This is a genomic window from Paraburkholderia sp. MPAMCS5, assembly GCF_036016995.1.
In the GTDB taxonomy this organism is placed as follows: domain Bacteria; phylum Pseudomonadota; class Gammaproteobacteria; order Burkholderiales; family Burkholderiaceae; genus Paraburkholderia.
Genome location: NZ_JAYXBK010000004.1, coordinates 134,057 through 158,323 on the forward strand (window position 1 = coordinate 134,057; position 24,267 = coordinate 158,323).

The window sequence follows — 24,267 nt, forward strand, 5'->3', positions numbered from 1 at the left end:
GCAGTGAGAGTGGGTTTCAGGGCGCCACGGGTTCATCGGCGCGCGGCGGAACCGCGTCGCCGTGATGGGCGTTGGGCTGACCGGGCAAGCTGCACGGGCGGGTCAGCGCTGCGGCGCGCAACTCCAGCGCCGCCTGCACGACTTCGGCAGGCGTCACGCCGAGCAGGCACGCGTGATGATGTTGCGGACACACGCTGCGATAGCACCAGCGGCATTCGACATCGCGAAACAACACGCGCTGCGGCGTTTGCCACGGCGTGTGCTGTGGATTGGTCAATGCATATAGATCGACCACCGGCGTGCCGAGCGCGGAGGCGAGATGCACAGGCCCGCTGTTGTTAGACACGAGTACGCTCGCGGGTTCGATCAACGCCGCAAGTTCGCCGAGCGTGAGCGTGCCGCTCAGGTCGTGCAGTTGCGCGCGAACGTCGGGCGAAGCGGCGGCCAGCACCGCTTCGACGAGCGCTCGCTCGCTCGCGCTGCCCGTGATAAGCAGTGGCGCGCCGGTCTCGCGCGCGAGGCGCGTCGCCACCTGGCCGAAGCGCTCGGGCGGATAGCGGCGCGACGCGGCGGTGGCGCCGGGATGCAGCACGATCCATGGCATTTCGCCGTGCACGCCTCGCGCGGCGAGTTGCGCGCGGAGCGTCTCGCGATCTTTCTTTCGCACCGCGAAGCGCATGCGCGTGTCGGGCGCGCGCGCGCCGACCTGGCGCACGAGGTCGAGCTGGCGTTCCACTTCGTGGCGCGTGCGCTGTTGCGGCTCGGGTTCGCGAAGCCAATCGGTGAGCAGCGCATACGGGTTTTCGCGGCAATGCGCGAGCCGCCGCGGAATACCGGCGAGATAACACAGCATGGCCGCGGGCAACGGGCTCTGGCTATAGACGGTGAAGATCACGGCCGCGTCGAAGCCGCCACGGCGCAAACGCTCCTGCATGTGCTGGTCGTCGGCGAGCGAACGGGTGTTCGTGTGCGCACTCGCGACCCACGGCGCTTCGTATTCGATCACGTCGTCGACGTCGTCGAGAAACGGTGTGAGCGCCACGCCGCTGCGCGACGCGAGCAACGTGATATGGCGCCCCGGCGCGGACTCGCGCAACGCGTGCAGCGCGGGCGTGGTCATCAGCACGTCGCCGAGATTGTCGAGCCGCACGCACAGAATGCGCTTCACGTCCTCGCCCCAATGCGCGAGCTGCGGCGCTTCGGCGACGCGGGCGTGAGCAAGCGTCGGTTGCGGGATCAGATGCGGCCCATTCATTGAGCGGCTTCCTCGCCGGCGGGCGCGGCGCGCGACGCTTCGCCGACACTACGCGCGACGATCCGCGCCGCTTCGTACAGGTCCGGGGCGCGCGCGGTGGGCACGCGCTTGGGCCCTTCGATCCACTCGGTTTCATGGCCGTTGTCGAGCAGAATCGTGCGGCAGCCGGCGCGATTGCCCGCTTCCACATCGTCGAGAATGTCGCCGATGAACCAGCTTCGCGCGAGATCGAGCCGGTGTTCGCGGGCCGCGCGCAACAGCAGGCCGGGAGCGGGCTTGCGGCAATCGCACGCGGTCGCGTAAGGGGCCACGGTGCCTTCCGGATGATGCGGGCACCAGTACGCGCCGGAAAGCGATGCGCCGCACACGGCGAACACGCGCGCGAGTTCGGCTTCCACATCCTTTAACGACGCGCGCGCGAATTTGCCGAGCGCGACGCCTGATTGATTGCTGATCACAAACAGCGTGAAAGGCTGGCTCGCGAGCAGCGTCAACGCTTCGCGCGCGCCGGGTGCGAGGCGCATCAGCGAGGGTTGGATGTTGTAGGGCACGTCGTCGAGCAACGTGCCGTCCTTGTCGAGAAACACAGCGGGTTGCAGCATGATGAGAGCCTGTGCGGAAAAACGTGAGCGAATTGCCGCAGGCGAACAGGGTGTGCGCCTGCGGCTCGGCAAAACCAGGCTGTGCTAGCGGCGTGACGCGGCCTCCTAACGGAACGACGCGCCCGCTGCGGCCCGCATTGGAACCGCCACGCGTTCTTCGGCGGTGCGGTTTGGCACGAGGCGCGCGGTGCGCATGTAGATTTGCGCGAGCGATTCGCCCACGCCACGCCATGTGAACTCCTTGCGCGCGCGTTCGAGGCCCGCTTCGCCCATGCGGCGCGCGAGCGCGGTGTCGCGCCGCAACAGATCCAGACGCGCGGCGAGCGCGGCCGGATCGCGCGGCGGCACGAGAAAACCGGTGATGCCGTCGAGCACTGAATAGCGGATTCCGCCGACATCGGCGCCGATCACGGGCGTGCCGCAAGCCATCGCCTCGACCGGCGTGATGCCGAACGGCTCGTACCACGGCGTCGTGACGAATACGTCCGCCGCGCTGTAGAAGTAGCGCAATTGCGCGCGTCCGCGCCGCCCGACGAAGTGCGTCTGCTCGGCCACGCCGCATTCCTGTGCGATGCCGCGCAAGCGCGCGATCTCCGGCGTGGCCATCTCATTGGGCGCGTCGGAGTTGCCGCCCACCACGTAGAGTTGCGCCGAGGTTCTGAACGCTTTCTTCAGCACGCCCGCGCCGCGCACCACATTGTCGATGCCCTTGCGCTGCACGAGGCGGCCGAGTTGCAGCACGGTGAACTGATCCTGCTGCCAGCCGAGCGCCTCGCGCGCGACGGCGCGCTCCATCGGATGAAACTCGTCGGCGTCGAAGCCGCAAGGCACGATTTCGATGCGCGCCGGGTCGGCCCGATAGTGTTCGATCAGATCGGCTTCGTCCTGCGGGCACTCGGCGACCACGACATCGGATTGCGCGACGAGGTCGTCTTCAATGGCGAAGCGCTCGTCGGGGAAACCGTCGTTCGCGCCTTGATGAACCCGGCGCACGCGGCCGAGCGCATGAAACGTCGTGACGAGCGGCACGCCGAGCGCCGCTTTCACTTTCATCGCCGCGAGGCCCGACATGAAGAAGTTTGCGTGCATGACGTCATACGGCGTCTTTTCGCGGCGAAAAAATTCGATCAAAAACGCCGCGAACTCATCCATGAACGGCAGCAGTTGTTCCTTGGGCAATTGCCTCGGCGGCCCGGCGGGAACATGAATGACGCGCACGCCCTCCATGTCCGATACGAGCGGCAGCAGCGCGCGGTCGCGCCGCGTGAACACATCCACTTGATGGCCCATTTCCGTCAGCTCGCGCGCGACATTGGCGACGTAAATATTTTGTCCTCCACTATCGACGCCTCCGGCGACGGCAAGGGGCGAAGCGTGTTCGCTGATCAGGGCGATCTTCATTGACATTCCTTCGCGAGGTAGGCATGGGCAGGGCTGCTTGGCGCGTTTCGCTGACACTCCGCTGGAATCTCGCGCAATACGACGCTGTCTCCCGGCAAGAGCATGTGGTGTGCCTATGTCGGAGAACGGGAGGCGCGCTGCGCAATCTCGTGCGGAGTACGGAGAAGCGCTGTGGCGTGCCCTTTTTCACGCGTTTAAAACGGTGTGGCGTTCCCTTTTTCTACACTCGGCCATGTAAATCGGGCAGCGCATCGCAGACGACGCGACGTATTCCTCACGATCGAGCGGCAATCCTGGTGGTCGGTTGCACGTGGCGCATGCTATGTTTTGTCGGAGAGCAGGCTCGGCACTTGCTCGTGACTGGCCTCGGCGCGCGCGCTTTTTTTCCGCATTCTCGTCGCGCTGTTTGATGAAATGCCCTTTGAATACCGATTTAATTTCCGCTTCGTGTCATTACCCGGCTGCTGGATGAATCGCTTAGCGCCGGTCCTCACAAGGACACCATGCCGAACTCCGCAACGCTGCCCCGTTCCCAGTTGAGCCGTCGCATTGCCGCCGACCTGATGCGCGCGGTCTGGCGTTTTCGCACCCAGACGCTGATCGCGCTGTTGCTGATGGTCGCGGCCAAGCTCTCCACCGTGATGATTCCGCTGGTGCTCAAGCATGTCGTCGACGAACTCGGGCATCCCGTGGCGCAGGCGCTTTTCCCCGTGTTTCTCGTGTTGGCGTATGCGCTGCTGCGATTTCTCGGCGACGCGCTGAACGAAGCGCGCGACGTGGTGTTCAGCATCGTCACGCAGCGCACGGTGGCCGCGTTTGCCGAGCGGACTTTCGCGCATCTGCATCGTTTGAGTGCGCGCTTTCATACGAAGCGAGAGACCGGCGCGATCGTGCGCGATGTGCAAAAGGGCGCGGACGGCATCGGCTTTTTACTCGGCGTCGCGCTCTTCACCATCGTGCCGACCGCTTTAGAGATCGCCACCATCGTCGCCATCATGGTGCATAACTACGCGCGCGAATTCATGCTCGCGATTGCCGCGACCTTCGTGTGTTATGGCGTTTATACCTTCGTCTTCACGCGGCGGCGCGTCGCTTATCAGCGCGCGGTGAATGCGCTGGAAGCGCAGTCGGACGGCCGTCTCGTGGATAGTCTGCTTAACTATGACACCGTCAAATACTTCGCGACCGAAGAGGCGGAAACGCAGCGCCTCGGCAGCGTGCTCGAAAAATGGGTGCATGCGCGAACCGCGAATCAGAACGCGCTGACCGCGTTGCACGTGGGGCAAAGCGCGGTGATCGCGCTCGGCATCGGCGCGATCATGCTGCTGGCCGCCCAGCATGTGATGGCCGGGAGCATGACCGTGGGCGATCTGATTCTGGTGAACGCGTACATCATCCAGATTTGCATGCCGTTGAATACGCTCGGATTCGTGTTTCGCGAGACCAACGACGCGTTGGTCAACGTGGAGCGCATGTTCGAAATTCTCGCCGCGCGCGGGCGCGTGGGCGAAGATATCGACGAACCCGCCGCGCAGCCGCTAGTAGTCACCGCCGGACAGATTTCATTCGAGCACGTGGACTTCGGTTATGACCCCGCGCGGCAAATTCTGCGCGACGTGGATTTTCACGCGTATCCGGGCAAGACGCTCGCGATCGTTGGCGGAAGCGGGTCGGGCAAGTCCACGCTCGTGAAGCTGCTGTTTCGTCTTTATCAGCCGAGCAACGGCGCGATTCGCATCGACGGACAGGACATCGGGCAAATCACGCAGAAGAGCTTGCGCGAAGCTATCGGCATCGTGCCGCAGGATACGGTGCTGTTCAACGACACGATCGCATACAACATCGCGTATGGCCGGCCTTCCGCGACGCGCGCGGACGTGGTGCGGGCGGCGCGCGCGGCGCAGCTCGACGAGTTCATCGAGCGTCTGCCGGATCACTACGACACGCGCGTGGGCGAGCGCGGCGTGCGGCTTTCGGGCGGCGAGCGGCAGCGCATCGCGATTGCTCGCGCCATTCTCAAGGACCCGCGCATTATCGTCTTCGACGAAGCGACGTCTGCACTCGACACGCGTTCCGAGCGCGCGATACAAACCGAGTTGACGCGGCTCGCACAAGGCCGCACGTCGATTGTGATCGCGCACCGGCTGTCCACCGTGGTGGACGCCGACTGGATTCTCGTGATGGAGCATGGCCGCGTGGTCGAACAGGGCACGCACCGCGAACTGCTTACGCGTGACGGCGTGTACGCGAAGATGTGGTCGTTGCAATGGCAGCAAGGCGAACTGGAGCACGCACAGCGCAAGTTGACCGCGCAGTCGGTGAGTCTCGCGGCGTTGACGGCGGGCGTGATCGATTCGTTGCACGACGAAATCGCGGCGCGGCGCGTGACCCTGTATCCCCAGATCAGCGACAACGATCTGCGCGTGACCGGCGACCCCAGCGTGCTGCAACCACTGATCGCGGAGTTGTGCCGCAATGAGATCGGTCACGCGAAGCCGGGGCAACGCATCGCGCTGAGTGTCGAGCGCCATGACAATCACGCGTGGGTCACTGTGCTCGGCATGGGCGAGAAGCCCGCGGAACTCTCGCAGGCGGCGGCGCGCTATATGGAAGATGCACTGGCCGCCGCGGGCGGCAGCTTCACGCTGTTGCCGCTGAACGGCCGGCTCGCGTACGTCGCGATGCTGCCGCTGCGCCCGGTGGCCGATGCGGCTTCGCAAGGACAGCCGCCGCCGGCGTCCGACATCGACGGCGCGACGCCGCTCGAAGGCCTCTTCGTCATGGCGATCGACGATCAGGAAGACGCGCTCGATGCGCTCGAAGCGGTGCTCGTATCGAACGGCGCGCGCGTGCGCACCGCATCGTCGGGAGAGAAGGCGTTGGATTGGCTCGCGCAGTCGGACACGACGCAATGGCCGCATGCGTTGCTATGCGACATCGTGCTTGCGGATGAAGACGGTTACGAGGTGCTGCGTCGTTTGCGCCGCCTCGAAGGAGAGCGGCAATTGCCGTTGCAGGACCGCGTGCCGGCCATTGCGTTGACGGGCTATGCGCAGGGCGATGACCGCATGCGCGCGCATATGGCCGGCTTTCAGGCGCATTTGACGAAGCCCGTGTCGCCCGACAAATTGATCGGCGAGATTCGCCATCTCACGATGGCGTCGGCTCGCACGGGCGCGTAACGCTTCCTCGGCTGTTCACGTCTGCACGTCGGCCTTGCTGACCGTCGGCTCCGCGTGCATGTTCGGCATGTTCGGCGTGTTCGGCGCGGGCGTCGCCGCATGCCGCTCGCCGGTTCGCACCCGCTCGCGCAGGTCCAGCACATGATGCGGTACCACATTGCGGCGTCTCAGGGTCCATGCAAAGCCGCGCAGCAGCGAGAGACCGTCACGTGCGAGCGTGCCTTCGTGTGTGAAGGCCGCGAGCGCGTGCAGGGTCGCGCGGCAGGCTTCGGGCCACGGCAAACGAAGCCACGCAATCCACGCGGCATTGCGCGCGAGCGAGCGGCGGCGCAAGCCGCTATCGCGCGAGGGCGACGGATGATGATGCACGGTCAACTGATCGCAATAGACAATGGACTGAGCGCATGCGAGTACATTGAGCGCGACGAGTTCTTCTTCGCCGCCAATAAAGAGCCGCGGCTCATAACCGCCTAATCGCCGGAACAACGAAGTGCGAAAGACGCACGCTCCCGCCATATAGCCGATCAATGCAGGGCCTGGCAGTCCTTCGCTGCCGAGTGGACTCGCGTGCATCGCCGAGCAGGTCGGATCGGTGAGCTTCTCCTCTCCGACCACCACGCGCGCGCTCAGCACACCCACATTCGGCCACGCGTCGAGGATTTGCACCGCACGATCGAGCGAGCCAGGTTCCCACCAGGTGTCGTCGTCGCAGAACGCAACGTAGTCGGTGCCGACGCAGGCGGCGGCGCGATTGCGGCCGGCAGCGCCGAGGTTCGCCCCGCATTCGACGATGCATACGGTCGGGAACAACGTCTTCACAAGCGCGACGGTATTGTCGTTTGAGCCGTTATCCGCCACGAAAATGGGCGGGTTTTCTGGAAGGGCGACGAGACGTTCGAGCGTTGCCACAAGTTCGTCGGCGCGGTTGTGTGTCAGAACGACGACCGAAATGCGCCGGGAAGGTGATTTTTTTTCCATGCTGATTTTTTCTTCAACGAGGCGATGCCCGTTTCAAGCAAACGCTGTGCCTTCAGGCTTCAGTTTGCCTTCACTCTCTTTTTAGGTGCCAATACTTTTCCGTGGAATACAGTGTGGTTTCGCTCTGCGGACCGAATGCGCGTAGCTGGCTCGCGTAAGCGGCGATGGCTTCGCGCTTTGATTGTTCTGCATGCTCCGCAGCGTGAGCACGCGCGCTGCAAAGCTTCTCGGCGGGACTGAGCAGATAGCCGCGCTTCTTCAGTTCTTCAATGCGCGCGGGCGCTATGTCTTCTATGTGTCGATAAGGCACTTCTTCATAGGCAAGAAATTCGATCCCCGCTGCGTCGCTCAATAATTCGAGGCATGCGTCCGAAACCAGTGTGTGGTCGGAATGAAAAAGGCCGAGCGGAATCAGCACTTTCTCGGGGTGGTACTCCAGAAGCGTTTGACGGAGCGCGCAAGTCAATTCCTCGCGCGACGGAGACTGGAGATATTGCGAATCGCAGAAGGGCAGATGAACCGGCCTCGCGTTCAATATTTTCAGCGCGCGCGAGTCCTCGCCCTTGCGGGTTCGCATGGCTTCAAATGCGTCTTTGAATCCCGATTGACGGTCCCACTCAGTGGACATGTTGGCGCGCGGCGACGCGGTAAAGACGGTGCAGACGATGCTGGCCGGGTTCGCCTGGAGCAAGGCGCCGCAACTGAGCACGGCATCGTCGAGGTGGGGCGAAACAACGAACAGGCGGGGGCGCGATTGCATCATTATCGTAATGGACTCTAACTGACGTGCTGCAAATGAGTGGACACGAACGCAGTGAGAAGCAAGTCGCGGGCCGCATTCGCGAAGCGCTATTCAGCCATTGAGCTATTCGACGGCGATTGATCCACGCCCGGAAACGGGAATGCGCATTGCTGCGCAATGGCTAGATTGTTTCCTGCGAGCGACGCCATGAGCGAAAAGAAAACTCCGCCGGGGGCGCGCATACCCATTGAAGCCGTTGAAGTGCGCAAAGGGCAGGTCACGGAGAAGCTTCCTCGCGATGTCTTCCGCGAGCGCTTCATGGCGCGGTTCTACGACCCGGCATTTCGCATGGAAGATGACGCACTCGCACGCCTGGAGGCTATCGCGTGGGACGCGTATTTGAACGCGCGCAAATCGCCGGTCACGGAGAAGGCGGGCGCGGGTTATGCCGATCCTGACTACGACCTTTCCGTCGAGTGGCGCGCGGCCAGTGAGCGGATCAAGGCCGCGCAGGCCCGGCAGCGCGATCCGGCCACGCGGTCGCGCGTGCTGATCGTGAATGCTTCATCGCGAAACGACTATACGTGTCCCGGCGAAATGTCGAAAAGCTTCCGGCTCGGGAAGATCATGCAAGGTACGCTGGAGCGTCGCGCTTTCGAAGTGGACTTCCTCGATTTGTCGCGCCTGAATTCCGATCGCGATCTGCATATTCATCCATGCAAAGGCTGTGTGTCGACAGCCATGCCGCTTTGTCACTGGCCGTGCAGTTGTTATCCAAATCATTCGCTGGGTCTGGTCAACGACTGGATGAACGATATCTACGAGCAATTTGCCGCGGCTCATGGCGTGATATTCGTCACGCCCGTGTACTGGTATCAGGTCAGCAGTCCGCTGAAGCTGCTGATGGATCGCCTGGTTTGCGCCGATGGCGGCAATCCCGACCCCTCGTCAACGCATGGCAAGAAGCCCGACGAAGCGAAACGGATAGAACTGGCCGGCTGGGATTATCCCAAGCATCTGGCGGGCAGAGCATATGGTGTCGTGGTGCACGGCGACGTTGCAGGTATTGAAGGCTCGCGCCGCGCCCTGAGCGATTGGCTCGGCTGGATGGGGCTGATCGAAGCCGGTCCGAAGTCGCGGCTCGATCGCTTTATCGGCTACTACGAGCCCTATGCCACGAGCCACGCGACGTTGGATCGCGACTCCGATATGCAAAAAGAAGTGGTGAATGTGGCCGAGGCCGTGGCCCAATGCATCGATCAGATTCGCAGTGGGCACCTGCAGCCCGGCGACACGCTGGAAACGCCGCGCGCGAAGTAAATGGAAAAAGGATCAGGATGGCAGATAACAGGGATTCGACAACCGAACGGCGCCGGCTAGGCGACTGGCTACCCAGCAACGAAGCGCATCTGGCCAAATACCGCACGGATCTCGCCGAAAAGGCGCGCGCTCGCGCGGCGCACGCGCCGCGAACGACTGCGGTCGAGGCGCTGGCCGCGCTGGTGAACGGCGATCCGGTTCTTCGCATGGATATGACGCGCGCCATCGAGCAGGCGTTGAACGAAGGCTATGTGCTCGGCTATTCGTCGATCGACGAATTGATGGTGATCGTCGATTACATGATGACCTATGCGCCGCCCTTCAGCGAAAGTAGTCTGATTCATTGCCCGTTGAATGCGGTGCTCGACTGGCCCATGTGCATGCCTTCGGGCTATGCGCTTTTTCGCGATCCCGCGCTGAACGCGCAACTCAAGAAAGTGCTCAATTGCTGGTGCGCGTTTTTGAGCGGACCTCATTCGCGAGAACATTTGACGACGTCGGCGCCGAATGGATGGTTCTCCTCCGAGGCTGACGAGAAGATCAACCTGTCACAGTTCGTTTGCGATCCGGAAAAGGCGCATTGGGGATTTGCTTCATGGAACGACTTTTTCACGCGCCGCTTTCGCGAAGGCGCGAGACCGGTGGCTGAGCCGCATGACAGCAAGATCATTGTCAGTGCCTGCGAGGCGGCGCCCTACAACATCCAGACCGATGTCAAACTGTGCGACACGTTCTGGATCAAGGCGCAGCCTTATTCGCTGCTCGACATGTTCACGGAAAAGGAGCGCGAACTCGCGCAGCGCTTTGTCGGCGGGTCGGTTTACCAGAGCTTTCTCAGCGCGTTCAACTACCACCGCTGGCATGCGCCGGTGAGCGGCGTGATCAGGAAAGCGTATGCACTCGACGGTACGTATTATTCGGACGCGGATGCACAAGGGCGAGACGCCGGCGGTCTGAACGACTCACAAGGTTATATAACGGCCGTGGCCGCGCGCGCGGTTATCGTGATCGAAAGCGATGATCCCGCTATTGGGCAAGTGGGCTGCGTGTTCGTCGGCATGGCCGATGTGTCGTCATGCATGATCGAAGCGCTGCCCGGACAGCGCGTGAAGAAGGGCGACGAAATCGGCTTTTTCCAGTACGGCGGCTCCACGTGCTGTCTCGTGTTCGAACCAGGCGTGATTCGCGGCTTCGTACCTCGGCCGCCGTTCGATCACGCGCCGCCAGTCAAAGTGAATGCCCATATTGCGACCGCGGCATAAGCCGCCGCGGTCGAGGCGCATTACGACTCGCACTGCGACTCTCAGTACGACTTACTCCGTCTGTTGACCCGATCCGAGATCCGCGCCAGTCACCGGATCGGTCGCCGTATTCGAGGCGGTTCGCGAAGCCAACGCGCCGAGCACCTTGACATCCGCCTGGCTCACCTTGACCGATGGCAGGCCGTCGCCGCCGTCCACCGCCGGTTGCGGCGACTCCACGAATTCCCATTCCGGTCCTTCATTCCACGGACCGCGCGCATCGCCTTCGCCAGACGACATGTTGTAGTACACGTTGGTAAATTCCGGAACGCCAGGCAATTTACCTTGCGGGAAGTTCGGCTGAATAGAGTGCAGCGCCTTTTCGAATGACTTCTGGTGAGCGATTTCACGTGTCATCAGAAAGCCGAGTGCTTCCTTGATGCCGGGGTCGTCCGTGATGTTGAGAAGCCGCTCATAGACGATCTTTGCGCGTGCTTCCGCCGCGATGTTCGAGCGCAGATCGGCAGTCGGCTCGCCGATCGTGTCGATATAAGCTGACGTCCACGGCACGCCCGCGGAATTCGTCAGCGCGGGGCCGCCGCCATACAGCAGCGCGGTCGTGTGCGAGTCATTGCCGCCGCCCGTTAGCGAACGATATAAGTCCGCTTCCTTCTCGACACCTTCCGCGAGCTGACCCTTCGCGCCCTTGTTCAACATCGCGACAATGGAGCCGATCACTTCGAGGTGACTCAGTTCTTCTGTCGCGATATCGAACAGCATGTCCTTGCGGCCCGGATCTTCTTCGGCGACGGCTTGAGTGAAGTACCGGCACGCAGCCGCAAGCTCTCCCTGAGGCCCGCCAAATTGCTCGAGCATCAGATTGGCGAGACCGGGGTTGGGAGTGGCGACACGCACCGTATATTGAAGTCGCTTGTTATGAACGAACATTGGCTTCTCCACTTGAGTAGATTAGGGAAACTACGCACTGCATGCTGGCCTGCGCATTCGCCATACCCGGAGAATGCGAAGCGTTCCAGCCGAGTCAGCGCGACCTGTTCGTTTCTTGCTCGCCGGTGTGCATTACGTCTTGTCGCCGACAGCGCGGCTGCCCACTGCATCGAGCTTGCTTTGCAATTCCACCTTGCGCTTCGCCATCTTCTGGCCGAGTGCCTTTCCATCCAGATTGACTTTGCGCAATTCCGGAAAGAGTTCGCTTTCTTCTTCTTCGATGTGATGCTGCACCATCTCGCTCATCACCTTGAAAGTCGCATCGAAGCCTTTGTCGCCGGCCTTCAGCGATTCGAATTTGCGGATCAGCGTTTTCACGAGAAAGTGCTCGACATAGGCTTCTTCGACGTCGACCACATCGCTTGACGGCAGCGCTTCGTTCGCGGCCGGATAAAGAAGTTCTTCTTCGATGATGGTGTGCATGGTCAACTCTTCACACGCGCGTTGCGCCAAGGTTGCCTTCGCTTCAAGATCGTCGTTCTGGGCTTTTTTGAATGCGTCGAAAAGTCGTTCTACTGCCCGATGATCTGCGATCAGTAATTCGAGTGCATCTTCGCTGCCGGGGCCGGTTTGCTTTTCTGTCATGTCGCTCTCCTTGTTGAACGCCGCCTGGCGGCGGCACCTCTGAGCGCCAGACCGCAAGCAATGTGCCTGATTGGAAAGCGGATCAGCGTCTACTTTTGCGCGGCGCCGCCGCATTCAGAAGAAGATTGAAGGTGGCGCTGTTTGTTTGAGGGCGAGCGGAGGTTTCGTCTTCTTTAGCCTTTGATTTTCGCTCACGCGCCGCACCGCCTGTGCTGCCTGTACTGCGTTTGCCGCCTGTACTGCGTGTTCTGCCGGACAACTGTTGCTCCAGTTCGGCGCTATCGCGCTCTTCCTCTGCTGAGTCTTCAGGTTCTTCTTTCGCCGGTCCGCGCCTGGCATTTTTCATTGTCGCCGCGCCGGCAATGTGTTCGATCACGGACATAAACGATTTGCGCGCCGAGCGTAGCGATTCGCCGGGCAGCATGGTGAGGGCGACCACTTCGTGCAGCGAGCGTCCGTCGACGGTGCGCTCGATGGGCTCGGTGTCCCACTGCGGATTCGCTAGCGCGAATGCGGCGATAAGCCGTTCAAGAACGGCAGGCGACAGCACGCCGCCGTCATAAAGGTTGATGATCGCGCGCTCGGCGAGGCTGAACGGCGTGACAGAAGTCTTGGGCATCGGCCGCAGTTCCTTCATGAGTCATTGCGAAACACCGAGAAGAAGTGAATCAGAACATCCGCAATGGACTCGACCTGCGCGCCGGTCCCATCGGGCTGCTTTCTTCAAGCAGTATCTGAACGATGCCTCGTGTCGACACGCTGACCCACGTCGAGTGAATGTCTTTGGCGTGAATCCAGCGGCACCGGCTGATTTCCTGACTCGGTACCGGCTCCATGTGGTCTGGAATACGCACGGCGAACACATAGTGCCGCGTGCGCGCTCCCCAGAATTCGAAGATGTACTTGAGCGCGAGGTCGCCCATACGCGTTTCTTCGAGAAGTTCGCGCACGGCTGCGATCCGCACCGGCTCGCCGATCTTGCATCGGCCGCCGGGCAGCGCCCATCTTCCATTCGCTCGCGCGACAAGCAGAATGCGATTAGCGCGCAGGCAAAGTACTGTGGCTCGGTGCTTCATGATGTGTAAGGGGCGTCCTTGGTGAGCATGCCGCGTGCCTCGTCTCGCGCATGGCCGGGAACTGCAAATGCTACGACCAATGCGATCTCTTCCGGCCAGCATATCGCGGCCATTCATGCGATTCAATTCGAATCATTCTGCAAAGGTGGTGAATATGTCGAAGCCACATCGGGTGCCCCCCGCACTCGCGGTTCCCGCAGTCGTATTTGTCATTATCGGTTTGGTGCTCGCCGCCGGCGGAGTTCCGCTTGTGAAGCTTGGCGGTTCCTGGTATTACGTGGTGACGGGTCTCGCGATTGCGCTCACGGGACTGCTGCTCGCCATGCGCCGCCGCTTCGCCTTATGGCTCTTTGCGGTCATTCTGTTCGGCTCGACGATCTGGGCCGTGGTGGAAGCGCGCTTCGATTTCTGGCAATTGCTGCCGCGTTTGTGGGTGTGGCTCGTGCTCGCATTGTGGCTGCTGCTGCCGCCGGTTACGCGCAAGCTCGTGTTCGGTCCGCCCGCCGCGCATCGCGAGGGCGTGGTGCCGTTGGCCGGCGCCGTCGTGTTGACGGTGCTGCTCGGCATCGTCACTGGTTTCAATCATCCCTACGATCATCCCGGTACGCTGGACGTGACCTCGGCGGCTTCCGCCACGTCGCTTGCCGGCGATTCAAATCGCCAACCGGGCGACTGGACGGATTATGGCGGCTCGCCGCTCGGTCAGCGCTATTCGCCGTTGACGCAAATCACCCCTGAAAATGCGGGGAAATTGAAAGTGGCATGGCAATTCGAAACAGGCGATAAGCCGGGCCCTGGCGACCCCACTGAAACAACGGATGAGAACACGCCGATCAAGGTCGGCAACAAGCTCTTTCTCTGCACGCCGCACAGTATCGTGATTGCGCTCGATCCGGCATCGGGTAAGGAACTCTGGCGGTACGATCCGCATATTCAGAGCCCTGTCGGTTTCAAGCATTGGGAACATATGACGTGCCGCGGCGTGTCTTATCACGATGACGCCATGTACCCCGCGAATGCCGCGGTTAGCGCGGCCGATAACGCTGCCGCTGCATCGGGTGCCAACGCGAGTCCCAACGCGGGTGCCAACGCGGGTGCCAGTGCTGCTGCTGCGTCCGATACTGCTGCTTCGAATGGCGCGGCTTCCGCACCGTCTGCCGATCTCGCGTCGGCCGCTTCCGCAGCGGAGAACACCGCGCAATCCGCTTCGGCGGCGTCCGCGGCCACCGACTCCTCGGCGGCCACGCAGCCAGGTGCGACCACGGCCGAGAACACGGCCACTAACACGGCCACCAACACGGCCACCAACACGGCCACTAACACGGCCGCGAGCGCCGAATGCCCGCGCCGCATTTTCCTGCCGACTGCCGATGCCCGCCTCATTGCGCTCAATGCGGACACGGGCCAGCCGTGCACGCACTTCGGCAATAGCGGGCAAATCGACCTGCGCACGAATATCGGTCCGTTCACGCCCGGTGGTTATTACTCGACGTCGCCGCCTGCTGTGACGCGTGACCTCGTGATTATCAGCGGCCACGTCACCGATAACGAATCAACTAACGAGCCCTCTGGTGTGACGCGCGCGTTCGACGCGCACGACGGTCATCTCGTGTGGAATTGGGACGCGGGCAATCCGGATGCGACGCAGCCGATCGGTGCAAATCAAACGTATGTGCGCAATTCGCCGAATATGTGGTCGGTATTCAGCGTCGACGAAAAGCTCGGCATGGTCTATTTGCCGCTCGGCAATCAGACGCCCGATCAATGGGGCGGCGTACGCACGCCTGCCTCGGAAAAGGTGGCGGCGGGCGTGGTTGCACTCGATCTCGCGACCGGCAAGATGCGCTGGAATTACCAGTTCACTCACCACGATCTATGGGACATGGATGTGGGCGGCCAACCGTCATTGATCGATTTGCAGACGCCCAGCGGCGTGCAGCCCGCGCTGATCGCATCGACGAAACAGGGCAGCCTCTATGTGCTGAACCGCGAAACAGGCAAGCCGATTGTGCCGATCACCGAGGAGCCCGTGCCTCAGGGCGCGGGAAAGGGCGATCACACATCGCCCACGCAACCGTTCTCCGCACTGAACTTCAAGCCGCCGAGAGTGCGCGAGCGCGACATGTGGGGCACGAGTCCTTTCGATCAATTGTGGTGCCGCGTGAAGTTCAAGTCGCTGCGTTACGACGGCATGTTCACGCCACCGTCAGAACAAGGATCGCTCGTATTTCCGGGGAATTTCGGGGTATTCGACTGGGGCGGCATTTCGGTCGATCCGGTTCGCCAGATTCTCATTGCGAATCCGAGCTACATGGCTTTCACGTCGAAGCTGGTGCCTCGCTCGCAGATTCCTTCCGGGAACGGCGAGTCGAAAGGCAGTGAAACGAGCGGCATCAAGCTCGCGCGCGGCACGCCGTACGGCTTCGAGTTGAATGCATTTCTTTCGCCGCTCGGCATTCCGTGTCAGGCGCCGCCGTGGGGCTATGTGACGGGCGTGGATTTGCGCACGAACCATATTGTGTGGGAGCACAGGAACGGCACGATCCGCGATAGCGCGCCGCTGCCGATTCCGATGCCGCTCGGTGTGCCGAGTCTGGGCGGCATGATCACGACCGCCGGCGGCGTCGCCTTCCTCTCAGGTACGCTCGACTATTATGTGCGCGCCTATGATGTGCGCACTGGTAATCGCTTGTGGGAAGCGCGCTTGCCCGCCGGCGGCCAGGCAACGCCGATGACCTACGCCGATAGCAACGGTAAGCAATATGTACTCGTTACGGCGGGCGGCCACGGTTCGCTCGGCACGAAGCAGGGCGACTATGTGATCGCGTACTCGCTGCCTTGATCTGGAGAGAAAAGTTCTGCTTGGCGTATTGCGCGCCGGCCGATGTGAAAGAACATTGGCCGGCAGCGCCGCGCGCTCGGCATCGCGTGTGAACGAGTTGAGCGCGCGCCGATTAGGGGTTCATTGAAAGGGTCATTGAAAAGCTTACGTGTCGGCGCGAGAGATCGTTCAATGCGTGGCCGCGTGCAATACGGCTTTCAATACGGCCGCCACGAAACCGACTGCCGCCACCCCGAGCAGCCACAAGCCGACAAACCATGCGATCCGCCGCCACATATCAGTGATAGCCCTCGCCGATACGCATTTTTCCTTTGAAGACGGAATAGGCGTAGAGGGTGTAGCCGAGAATCATCGGGATGGTGATCGCCGAGCCTACGAGAAGAAATAGCAGGCTCGCATGAGGCGCGGCCGCATCGCGGAAAGAGATGGAAGGCGGCACGAGATACGGATAGAGGCTGATCAAAAGCCCCGCGTAGCAGAGAATGAAAATGCCGTAAGCGAACAGCAAAGGCAGTACATGACGCCGCGCGGAAAGGCTGCGCCAGAAGCCGACCGCGAAAAGCATCAGCAATACGGGCACGGGCGCGGTGAGTGCAAGGTCAGGCCAGCGGAACCAGCGCTCGGTGAGCGAGCCTGGCAGCATCGGCGTCCATAGCGTGACGACTACGATCAGCGCGAGAACCGCGACGGCCATGGTGCGCGCGTGTCGTCGGCAACGCTCGTGCAGCGCGCCTTCCGTGCGCCAGATGAGCCAGCACGATCCAAGCAGCGTATAGCCGACGACCACCGCGAGCCCGCACAATACGGTGAAGCCGGTGAGCCAGTCCCACCATCCGCCTGAATACGAAACGCCTTCTACATGGATGCCTTGAAGCAGCCCGCCCAGAACCAGGCCCTGACATAACGCGGCCACGGCCGAGCCGGAGAAGAATGCGACGTCCCACCACGCGCGGCCCGCACCTGTCGCGCGAAAACGAAACTCGAAGGCCACGCCGCGAAACACCAACGCGAGCAGCATCGCGATGATCGGCGGATACAGCGCGGGCAGAATGACGGAGTACGCGAGCGGGAAGACCGCGAAGAGTCCGCCACCGCCTAATACAAGCCATGTTTCGTTGCCGTCCCAGACTGGCGCGATGGAATTCACCATCAGGTCGCGATCGTCGCGCTTGTGCTCGACTGCGAACAGGATGCCAACGCCCAGGTCGAAGCCGTCGAGCAGCACATAGGCCAGCACGGCGAATGCGAGGATAGCCGCCCACACGAGCGGCAGATCAATCGTGGCGGAGGTCATGGCGATTGTCTTCAGCGATGGTCCGGTCGGCGGCCGATGCGGAATGCCGTTGTGCGGGTCCGGGCGCAATGCCCGCGCTGCGATGCGGTTTGTCCTTTGCGGGCCCCGGCATGTCGAGCGAGGGCGGCCTCGCCGTGAGCCGCAAGAGAAACACTAAAGCCGCGCCAAACACGATCAGATACACCACGCCGAAGGCTGCGAGCGATGTCGCGACACCGGGCGCGGCGATCGGCGAGACGCTGTCGGCGGTGCGTAAATGGCCATACACGGTGTATGGCTGGCGGCCGACTTCGGTCACCGTCCAGCCGCATAACAACGCGATCAGGCCCGAGGGGCCCATCGCCACCATGAGCCGATGCAGCCAGCGCGCACGATAAAGCGCGTGACGCGCCCGCAACGCGAGACTCGCAAAGCCGGCTAGCGCCATCAGCACGCCGAGCCCGACCATCACGCGAAAAGCCCAGAAAACCACCGGTGAAAACGGACGATCGGCACGAGGAAATTCCTTGAGTCCTTTAATGGAGCCGTTCCATGTGTGCGTGAGAATCAGCGCGCCGAGGTGTGGAATCTCGACCGCGTAATCGGTCGTCTCCGTTTGCATGTTTGGCATTCCGAACAATATGAGCGGCTGTCCCGGCGTTGATTCCCAGTCGCCTTCGAGCGCCGCGATCTTGGCGGGTTGATGTTTCAACGTGTTCACGCCGTGCGCGTCGCCCGCGAGCATCTGGATCGGCGCGACAATGCATGCCATCCATAACGCCATGGAAGCCATCAGGCGCGCGGGCTCATTGCTCGAATCGCGCAGCAGATGCCATGCGCCGACCGCGCCCACGATGAACGCCACGCTCAGATAAGCCGCGAGCACCATGTGCACGAGCCGGTAGGGAAACGACGGATTGAAAATGATGCTCAGCCAGTCGGCAGGAAAGAAACGGCCGTCGACCAGCGTGAAGCCTTGTGGCGTTTGCATCCATGAATTCACGGCCAGAATCCAGAATGCACTCGTCAATGTACCGATTGCAACGAGTACCGTGGCGAGAAAGTGCAGCCTCGGTCCGACGCGCTTCATGCCGAACAGCATCACGCCGAGAAAGCCGGATTCCAGAAAGAAAGCGGTGAGCACTTCATAACCCATCAACGGACCCACGACCGGACCGGCGCGGTAGGCGAAGCCCGCCCAGTTGGTGCCGAACTCATACGACATGACGAGCCCCGACACCACGCCCACGCCGAACACCACCGCGAAAATGGTGAGCCAGTAGTGAAAAACCGCCAGATAGACGGGCTTCCCGGTGATGAGCCACGCGCCTTCGAGCACTGCTAGATAGCTCGCCAGTCCGATCGACATCGCCGGAAAAATGATGTGAAACGCGAGCGTGAAGCCGAATTGCGTCCGGGCGAGAAAGAGAGCGTCAACCGAGGGAGACATCGCAGTACCCCGAGTAATGGACCGAGATGAACGGGCTGCTTGCGAACCCAGCGAATGCATGACCGATTCATCGACTTCAAGCCTACGTCATGTGCGAAAAAAACAATAGAAATACGATTGTCAGGAGCATGCGCTTTTTCGGTCAACGGGTACGGCCTTTGCTGTGAATCCGTATTGGCGTTCGTGGGGAGGCGGTGATGAAGGAAAAGGACGTGACGCGGGACTACCCGTATGCATCCGGCGGATGGGGCTCGCTCAAGGCAGTAACGACGATTCTGGCGAAAGAGCATGTCGGCCTGAAAGACAGCGCGGTGCTGGCGAAGCAGAATAAACCGGACGGCTTCATGTGTGTGAGCTGTTCGTGGGCCAAGCCCGCCGACCCTCACATGTTCGAGTTTTGCGAAAGCGGCGCAAAGGCCACGGCGTGGGATCTCACCTCGAAACGAATGACGCCGGAGTTCTTTCAATTGCACACGGTGACGGAACTGTTGTCCTGGCACGACCACGATCTGGAAGAGGCGGGGCGGCTGACGGCGCCTTTGCGCTACGACCCGGCCACCGACAAATACGTGCAAGTGGAGTGGCAACAGGCCTTTGACGAAATCGGCCGCGAGTTGAGCAAGATGGAACCGGATAGCGCGGTGTTCTATGCGTCGGGCCGCGCGTCGCTCGAAGCGTCATACATGTATCAGCTTTTCGCGCGGATGTACGGCACGAACAATTTGCCCGACAGCTCGAACATGTGTCACGAGAGCACTAGTGTGGGGCTGAAAGAAGCGATCGGAGTGGGCGTGGGCACCATTACGCTCGACGACTTCGAGAAGACCGATCTGATGTTCTTCTTCGGCCAGAATGTCGGCACCAATAGCCCGCGCATGCTTCACCAGTTGCAGGACGCGCGCAAGCGCGGCGTGCCCATTATTACTTTCAATCCGCTTCGCGAGCCAGGACTGATACGGTTTGCGAATCCGCAGTCGCCGGTGCAGATGCTCACGCCTGAGAACACGCAGATCAGCACGCAATATCATCAGGTGAAGACAGGGGGCGACACGGCTGCGATTCTCGGTATTTGCAAGGCCGTCATTGCCGCCGACGATCTCGCCGTCGAGCAAGGCCGGCCACGCGTGGTGGATGTTGATTTCATCCGCGATCACACGACCGGTTTTGAAAGCTTTGCGAACTATGCGCGCGAGGCGTCGTGGGCGGATATCGAAAAAGTCAGCGGATTGACGCGCGAGGCGATCCAGGCCGCAGCCGACGAATACATGAAAGCCAACGCCGTGATGATCCATTTCGGCATGGGACTCACGCAACACAGACTCGGCGTGCAGAACGTTCGAATGGTGTGCAACCTGCTGTTGCTGCGCGGCAATATCGGCAAGCCCGGCGCCGGACCTTCTCCTGTGCGCGGCCATTCGAATGTGCAAGGTCAGCGCACGGTCGGCATTACGGAGAAGCCGGAACTCGCGCCGCTCGACCAGCTCGCCAGTCAGTTTTCTTTCGAACCGCCCCGTAAAAAAGGCATGAATACCGTCGAAGCATTCGAGGCCATGCTCAAGGGCGAAGTGAAGGCCGTCTTCAATCTCGGCGGCAATCTCGTGCGCTCCGTGCCCGACCGCTTGCGGATCGAACCGGCGTGGCGAGACTTGCGGCTCAACGTGAATGTCGCGACCAAGCTCAACCGCAGTCATCTGGTGCACGGCGAGATCTCATACATTCTGCCGTGCCTGAGCCGCATCGAAATAGACCGGCAGGCGAGCGGGGATCAGGCGGTATCCATGGAAGACAGCACCGGCTGCATGCACGGTTCGCATGGCATGGCGGAGCCCGCGAGTGAGAACATCCGCTCGGAGCATGCCATCATTGCGGGCATTGCGAAAGCCACGCTCGGTGCCAGGTCAACCGTGGATTGGGATGCGTGGCGCGACGATTACGCGGTGGTGCGCGACGAAATTGCGAAGACCTATCCGGACATCTTTCACGATTTCAATCAGCGCATGTGGACGCCAGGCGGCTTTCACCGGCCGCTCGCTGCCCGCGAGCGGAAATGGAAGACAAAAAGCGGTAAGGCCGAGTTCCTCGTGCCGCATGCGCTGGGCGAAGATCCCGATATGCCCGCGCGCGAAACGGACGCTTTACGGCTGATGACGCTGCGCTCGGACAGCCAGTTCAATACGACAATCTATGGTCTGGACGATCGATTCCGCGGCGTCAAAGGCTCGCGCATGGTCGTGTTGATGAATGAAGCCGATATTGCCGCGAGCGGCTTGTCGGACGGCGATAAGATCGGTTTGGAGACTATTTCCGACGATGGTTTCGAGCGGCGCGTGAGCGGCCTGACCGTGAAAGCGTATGACATACCGCGCGGCTGTATTGCCGGCTATTACCCGGAGTGCAATCCGCTGCTGCCGCTTTGGCACTACGCGAAAGAGAGCAAAGTGCCGGGCGCAAAGTCCATTCCTGTGAGGATCGTCGAGAAGCCTGCGACGCGCGTTTCGGCGTGAGAGGTTTGCCGGGCGAATTGCCCGGCAAATCCAGATTCCGATGAGCGGTTAGTTCATTGTCAATTCGTTGTTAATCGGCGTATCGCATTCTGCGTGTTTTCGGCAGGCAATGCGTTGCGCCGATCACCACCAGCGCTCCGAGCAGGAATGTGGCAATAGGGAATGTGCCCGCTGTATTCACCGCGATTTCGCCCGGACGTTCGCCAAGAAGCTGAAATCTCCGGCGCGTCATTCTCGCGCCAAGCGAACGCAACTCGTTTTTCAATGTGCGCTCCGCCGTTGGTAGAAGCATGCTCTCTTCATCCGCTACGTGATGCATGACCTCGCGCATCAGCTTATGAAACAGGGCGTCGTATGCGGCGTCCTCGGGGCCGGTTGCGCGAAGTTTGGCGATTGTCGCGCGCATTTCGTCGTGTTCGGGACGGCTCTTTGACAGTGTCGGATTGTCGTTGACTACCTCGGCGAGTGCCGGATAGAAGATCTCTTCTTCCAGTTGCGCGTGAATTTCCAGTGCGGCACACACCGAATTGACAATGGCGCGTTTGCGCCACCACGCGCTGTCGGCGTGATAGCGATGAAACGCGGTCAGTACATGCATATGATCGAGACGGATCATTGCGGTGATGGTCGGGGACATCGACGAATAAGTATCGGGCATGGCGGTTCTCCAGGACGACGCGGATGCGCGACTCCCCGCATGCGGCATACCCGCTCCTGCGCGCTCAGTCCGGAATCTTTTCGATGTCGTGCAGCCAGATGGTTGCCTCGCTATCGCTCGGCGCGCGCCAATCGCCGCGCGGCGATAGCGAGCCACCCGAGCCCACTTTCGGCGCATTCGGAATGCAGGAACGTTTGAACTGACTCGTGCGGAAAAAGCGATCCGCGAAGATCGCGAGATTGCGCTTGATATCCGTGAGCGTGTACTCGTTGTGCGCCATGTTTCCGGTTTCCGGCCAGACACCGCGGTCGCGCTCGCCCCATGCGGAAAGCGCGAGAAAGGCGACTTTCGACGGCGTAAAGCCGAAGCGCAACAGGTAATACAGATTGAAGTCCTGCAGTTCGTAAGGGCCGATGATGCTTTCCGTTTTCTGGTCGATCACTTCCTCGACTTCGCCGGGCACGAGTTCCGGACTGATGTCGGTGGCGAGAATCCGCTCCAGCACGCGCGAACCCGCGTCGCCTATCTGATCCGTTTCGGCGCCCCAGCGCACAAGGTGAGAAATGAGCGTCTTCGGCACGCTTGCATTCACGTTGTAATGTGACATGTGATCGCCGACACCATAGGTGCACCACCCCAGCGCCAATTCGCTCAGATCGCCTGTGCCGATCACGATTGCCTGATGATAGTTCGCGAGCCTGAAAAGATGACTCGTGCGTTCGCCGGCCTGAACATTTTCGAACGTGACGTCGTATTGTTTTTCGCCCGCTGCGAAGGGATGGTGTAAATCTTCGAGCATCTGCATGCAGCTTGGACGTATGTCGATTTCTTCCATCGAGCAACCAACAGCCTGCATGAGATCTTTCGCCTGGGCGAGCGTGCGGCCGCTGGTTGCAAAGCCCGGCATCGTATAGGCGAGAATGTTCGAGCGCGGCAGCCTCAGTCTGTCCATCGCTTTTGCGCAGACAAGCAGCGCCTGCGTGGAATCGAGTCCGCCGGATACGCCGATCACGAGTTTGGAAATCTTCGTCGCGCCTAATCGCTGAAGCAGTCCTTGCACCTGAATGTTGTAGACCTCGGCGCAGCGCTCGTCGCGCGTTTCGGGATTCGACGGCACATAAGGGAAACGGTTGATTGTGCGCGTAAGCGGCAAATCCCTTGCGCCCGGAAGAGAAACCGGCACGCTGACCGCCCGGAATGCGCCGACCTCGTTGGCGTGCCGGCGTGTGGACTGGCCGAACGTGGTCTGCCGCATGCGCTCGCGCGACAGCCGTTCGAGATCGACGTCGCCGTAAATCACGTGAGAGGTGTCGAGAAATCGCTCGGATTCCGCGAGCAATTCCCCATTTTCGTAGATGAGCGCCTGGCCGTCCCAGGCGAGATCGGTCGTGGATTCGCCCCGGCCCGCCGACGAATACAGATAGGCGGACAAACATCGCGCGGATTGCTGTCCGACCAGTTGATGCCGGTAACCGGACTTGCCGATCACGATGTTGGAGGCCGACAGATTCACGAGTACCGTCGCGCCGGCCAGAGCGGCGAACGAGGAGGGCGGCACGGGAACCCACACGTCCTCGCATATTTCGATGTGAAAGCGCAATAGCGGTGCGGCCGGAATGTCGAATAGCAATGACGCGCCGAATGGCGCTTGCTGTCCGCACAACGTTATTTCCGTGGACGACGCATTCTCCGCCGCGCTGAATTGCCGGGCTTCATAGAACTCGCCGTAGTTCGGCAAATAGCTCTTCGGCACTGCGCCGCACAACTTTCCGTTCGAAATGACCAGTGCGCAATTGAAGAGCTTATGGTCCACTTTCAAAGGCGCGCCGATGACGAGTACCGCGGCGATACTCGTGGACGCCGCAACGATCTCGGCGATAGCGGCTTCGCAAGCGTCGAGCAAGGTGCGCTGATGGAAGAGGTCGTCGCATGTGTAAGCGGAAATGCCCAGTTCGGGAAACACCACCAGCAGCGCGCCTTTTTGCGCCGCTTCGCGAGCGAGTTGCAGGGTTTGCTTTGCGTTGAACGGCGGGTCGGCGACGCGGCACACCGGCACCGCAACCGCGACGCGTGCGAAGTCGTGACTGTAGAGGTTGAAAAATGATCGCGTCATGATGCGCCGTGCCTGAAGAAGATGGGATGTAATGTGT

Annotated in this window: 19 protein-coding genes; 5 read left to right on the top strand and 14 right to left on the bottom strand. The window is 61.4% G+C overall.

All coding sequences use genetic code 11. The features are described 5' to 3' along the window. Nucleotides 1-16: 16 nt before the first annotated feature. The 3 genes from waaF to VOM14_RS10960 all read right to left on the bottom strand — a co-directional run bounded on the left by waaF (nt 17) and on the right by VOM14_RS10960 (nt 3,258). Nucleotides 17-1,255, bottom strand: coding sequence for a lipopolysaccharide heptosyltransferase II (gene waaF / locus VOM14_RS10950; protein WP_327628728.1), 1,239 nt, complete (start codon nt 1,253-1,255; stop codon nt 17-19). Continuing rightward, nucleotides 1,252-1,857 carry a D-glycero-alpha-D-manno-heptose-1,7-bisphosphate 7-phosphatase gene (locus VOM14_RS10955; protein WP_327628729.1) on the bottom strand — a complete coding sequence of 202 codons (606 nt, stop codon included), beginning with the start codon at nt 1,855-1,857 and terminating at the stop codon, nt 1,252-1,254. The genes waaF and VOM14_RS10955 overlap by 4 nt, the downstream gene beginning before the upstream one ends. A 105-nt stretch (nt 1,858-1,962) precedes the next feature. Further along, nucleotides 1,963-3,258: a glycosyltransferase family 4 protein gene (locus tag VOM14_RS10960; protein ID WP_327628730.1), complete on the bottom strand. Its 1,296-nt coding sequence runs from the start codon at nt 3,256-3,258 to the stop codon at nt 1,963-1,965. A 503-nt stretch (nt 3,259-3,761) separates the two neighbouring features. On the opposite strand from VOM14_RS10960, the gene VOM14_RS10965 reads away from it, so the two are divergent. After that, complete coding sequence (locus VOM14_RS10965) at nt 3,762-6,440, top strand: ATP-binding cassette domain-containing protein (RefSeq protein ID WP_327628731.1); 2,679 nt, start codon at nt 3,762-3,764, stop codon at nt 6,438-6,440. Nucleotides 6,441-6,455: 15 nt separating this feature from the next. Here the strand turns inward: VOM14_RS10965 and VOM14_RS10970 are convergent, their stop codons facing one another. Further along, nucleotides 6,456-7,418 carry a glycosyltransferase family 2 protein gene (locus tag VOM14_RS10970; protein WP_327628732.1) on the bottom strand — a complete coding sequence of 321 codons (963 nt, stop codon included), beginning with the start codon at nt 7,416-7,418 and terminating at the stop codon, nt 6,456-6,458. A gap of 70 nt (nt 7,419-7,488) precedes the next feature. Next, a complete protein-coding gene (locus VOM14_RS10975) occupies nt 7,489-8,181 on the bottom strand; it encodes a PIG-L deacetylase family protein (protein WP_327628733.1) in 693 nt (230 codons plus the stop codon). Nucleotides 8,182-8,367: 186 nt separating this feature from the next. Here VOM14_RS10975 and VOM14_RS10980 point away from each other — a divergent pair, with 186 nt between their 5' ends. Together VOM14_RS10980 and VOM14_RS10985 are read left to right on the top strand one after the other, a co-directional pair. After that, entirely contained in the window at nt 8,368-9,480 is a 1,113-nt protein-coding gene (locus tag VOM14_RS10980; protein ID WP_442955532.1) for a flavodoxin family protein, read from the top strand. Between the two features lie 17 nt (nt 9,481-9,497). Beyond that, a complete protein-coding gene (locus VOM14_RS10985) occupies nt 9,498-10,742 on the top strand; it encodes a phosphatidylserine decarboxylase family protein (RefSeq protein WP_327628734.1) in 1,245 nt (414 codons plus the stop codon). Nucleotides 10,743-10,793: 51 nt separating this feature from the next. Here VOM14_RS10985 and VOM14_RS10990 read toward each other — a convergent pair whose 3' ends face one another. The 4 genes from VOM14_RS10990 to VOM14_RS11005 form a co-directional block, all read right to left on the bottom strand. Beyond that, the gene (locus VOM14_RS10990) at nt 10,794-11,669 is read right to left on the bottom strand and encodes a manganese catalase family protein (RefSeq protein ID WP_327628735.1); all 876 of its coding nucleotides are present in this window, start codon (nt 11,667-11,669) and stop codon (nt 10,794-10,796) included. A gap of 132 nt (nt 11,670-11,801) precedes the next feature. After that, a complete protein-coding gene (locus VOM14_RS10995; RefSeq protein ID WP_327628736.1) occupies nt 11,802-12,314 on the bottom strand; it encodes a hemerythrin domain-containing protein in 513 nt (170 codons plus the stop codon). Nucleotides 12,315-12,396: 82 nt separating this feature from the next. Continuing rightward, on the bottom strand, nt 12,397-12,933 hold the full coding sequence (locus VOM14_RS11000; protein WP_327629065.1) for a hypothetical protein: 537 nt from the start codon (nt 12,931-12,933) through the stop codon (nt 12,397-12,399). 49 nt (nt 12,934-12,982) lie between these two features. Then, nucleotides 12,983-13,390 (bottom strand): NUDIX hydrolase, encoded by a 408-nt coding sequence (locus tag VOM14_RS11005; protein ID WP_327628737.1) that lies wholly within the window; start codon nt 13,388-13,390, stop codon nt 12,983-12,985. A 154-nt stretch (nt 13,391-13,544) separates the two neighbouring features. On the opposite strand from VOM14_RS11005, the gene VOM14_RS11010 reads away from it, so the two are divergent. Continuing rightward, nucleotides 13,545-16,232: a glucose/quinate/shikimate family membrane-bound PQQ-dependent dehydrogenase gene (locus VOM14_RS11010; protein ID WP_327628738.1), complete on the top strand. Its 2,688-nt coding sequence runs from the start codon at nt 13,545-13,547 to the stop codon at nt 16,230-16,232. Between the two features lie 168 nt (nt 16,233-16,400). On the opposite strand, the gene VOM14_RS11015 is transcribed toward VOM14_RS11010, so the two are convergent. Genes VOM14_RS11015 through VOM14_RS11025 form a run of 3 tightly spaced genes read right to left on the bottom strand, consistent with a single transcriptional unit; the run spans nt 16,401 to nt 18,955 of the window. Next, nucleotides 16,401-16,508: a DUF2474 family protein gene (locus VOM14_RS11015; RefSeq protein WP_327628739.1), complete on the bottom strand. Its 108-nt coding sequence runs from the start codon at nt 16,506-16,508 to the stop codon at nt 16,401-16,403. Nucleotide 16,509: 1 nt separating this feature from the next. Then, entirely contained in the window at nt 16,510-17,526 is a 1,017-nt protein-coding gene (cydB, locus tag VOM14_RS11020; RefSeq protein ID WP_327628740.1) for a cytochrome d ubiquinol oxidase subunit II, read from the bottom strand. Continuing rightward, a complete protein-coding gene (locus VOM14_RS11025; RefSeq protein WP_327628741.1) occupies nt 17,507-18,955 on the bottom strand; it encodes a cytochrome ubiquinol oxidase subunit I in 1,449 nt (482 codons plus the stop codon). Before VOM14_RS11025 ends, cydB begins: the two co-directional genes overlap by 20 nt. 197 nt (nt 18,956-19,152) lie before the next feature. Between VOM14_RS11025 and VOM14_RS11030 the strand changes: the two genes are divergently transcribed. Continuing rightward, entirely contained in the window at nt 19,153-21,459 is a 2,307-nt protein-coding gene (locus tag VOM14_RS11030; protein WP_327628742.1) for an FdhF/YdeP family oxidoreductase, read from the top strand. Between the two features lie 70 nt (nt 21,460-21,529). Here the strand turns inward: VOM14_RS11030 and VOM14_RS11035 are convergent, their stop codons facing one another. Both VOM14_RS11035 and VOM14_RS11040 read right to left on the bottom strand, forming a co-directional pair. Then, entirely contained in the window at nt 21,530-22,117 is a 588-nt protein-coding gene (locus VOM14_RS11035) for a hemerythrin domain-containing protein (RefSeq protein WP_327628743.1), read from the bottom strand. A gap of 64 nt (nt 22,118-22,181) precedes the next feature. Then, nucleotides 22,182-24,230, bottom strand: coding sequence for an NAD(+) synthase (locus VOM14_RS11040; protein ID WP_327628744.1), 2,049 nt, complete (start codon nt 24,228-24,230; stop codon nt 22,182-22,184). Between the last annotated feature and the right edge of the window lie 37 nt (nt 24,231-24,267).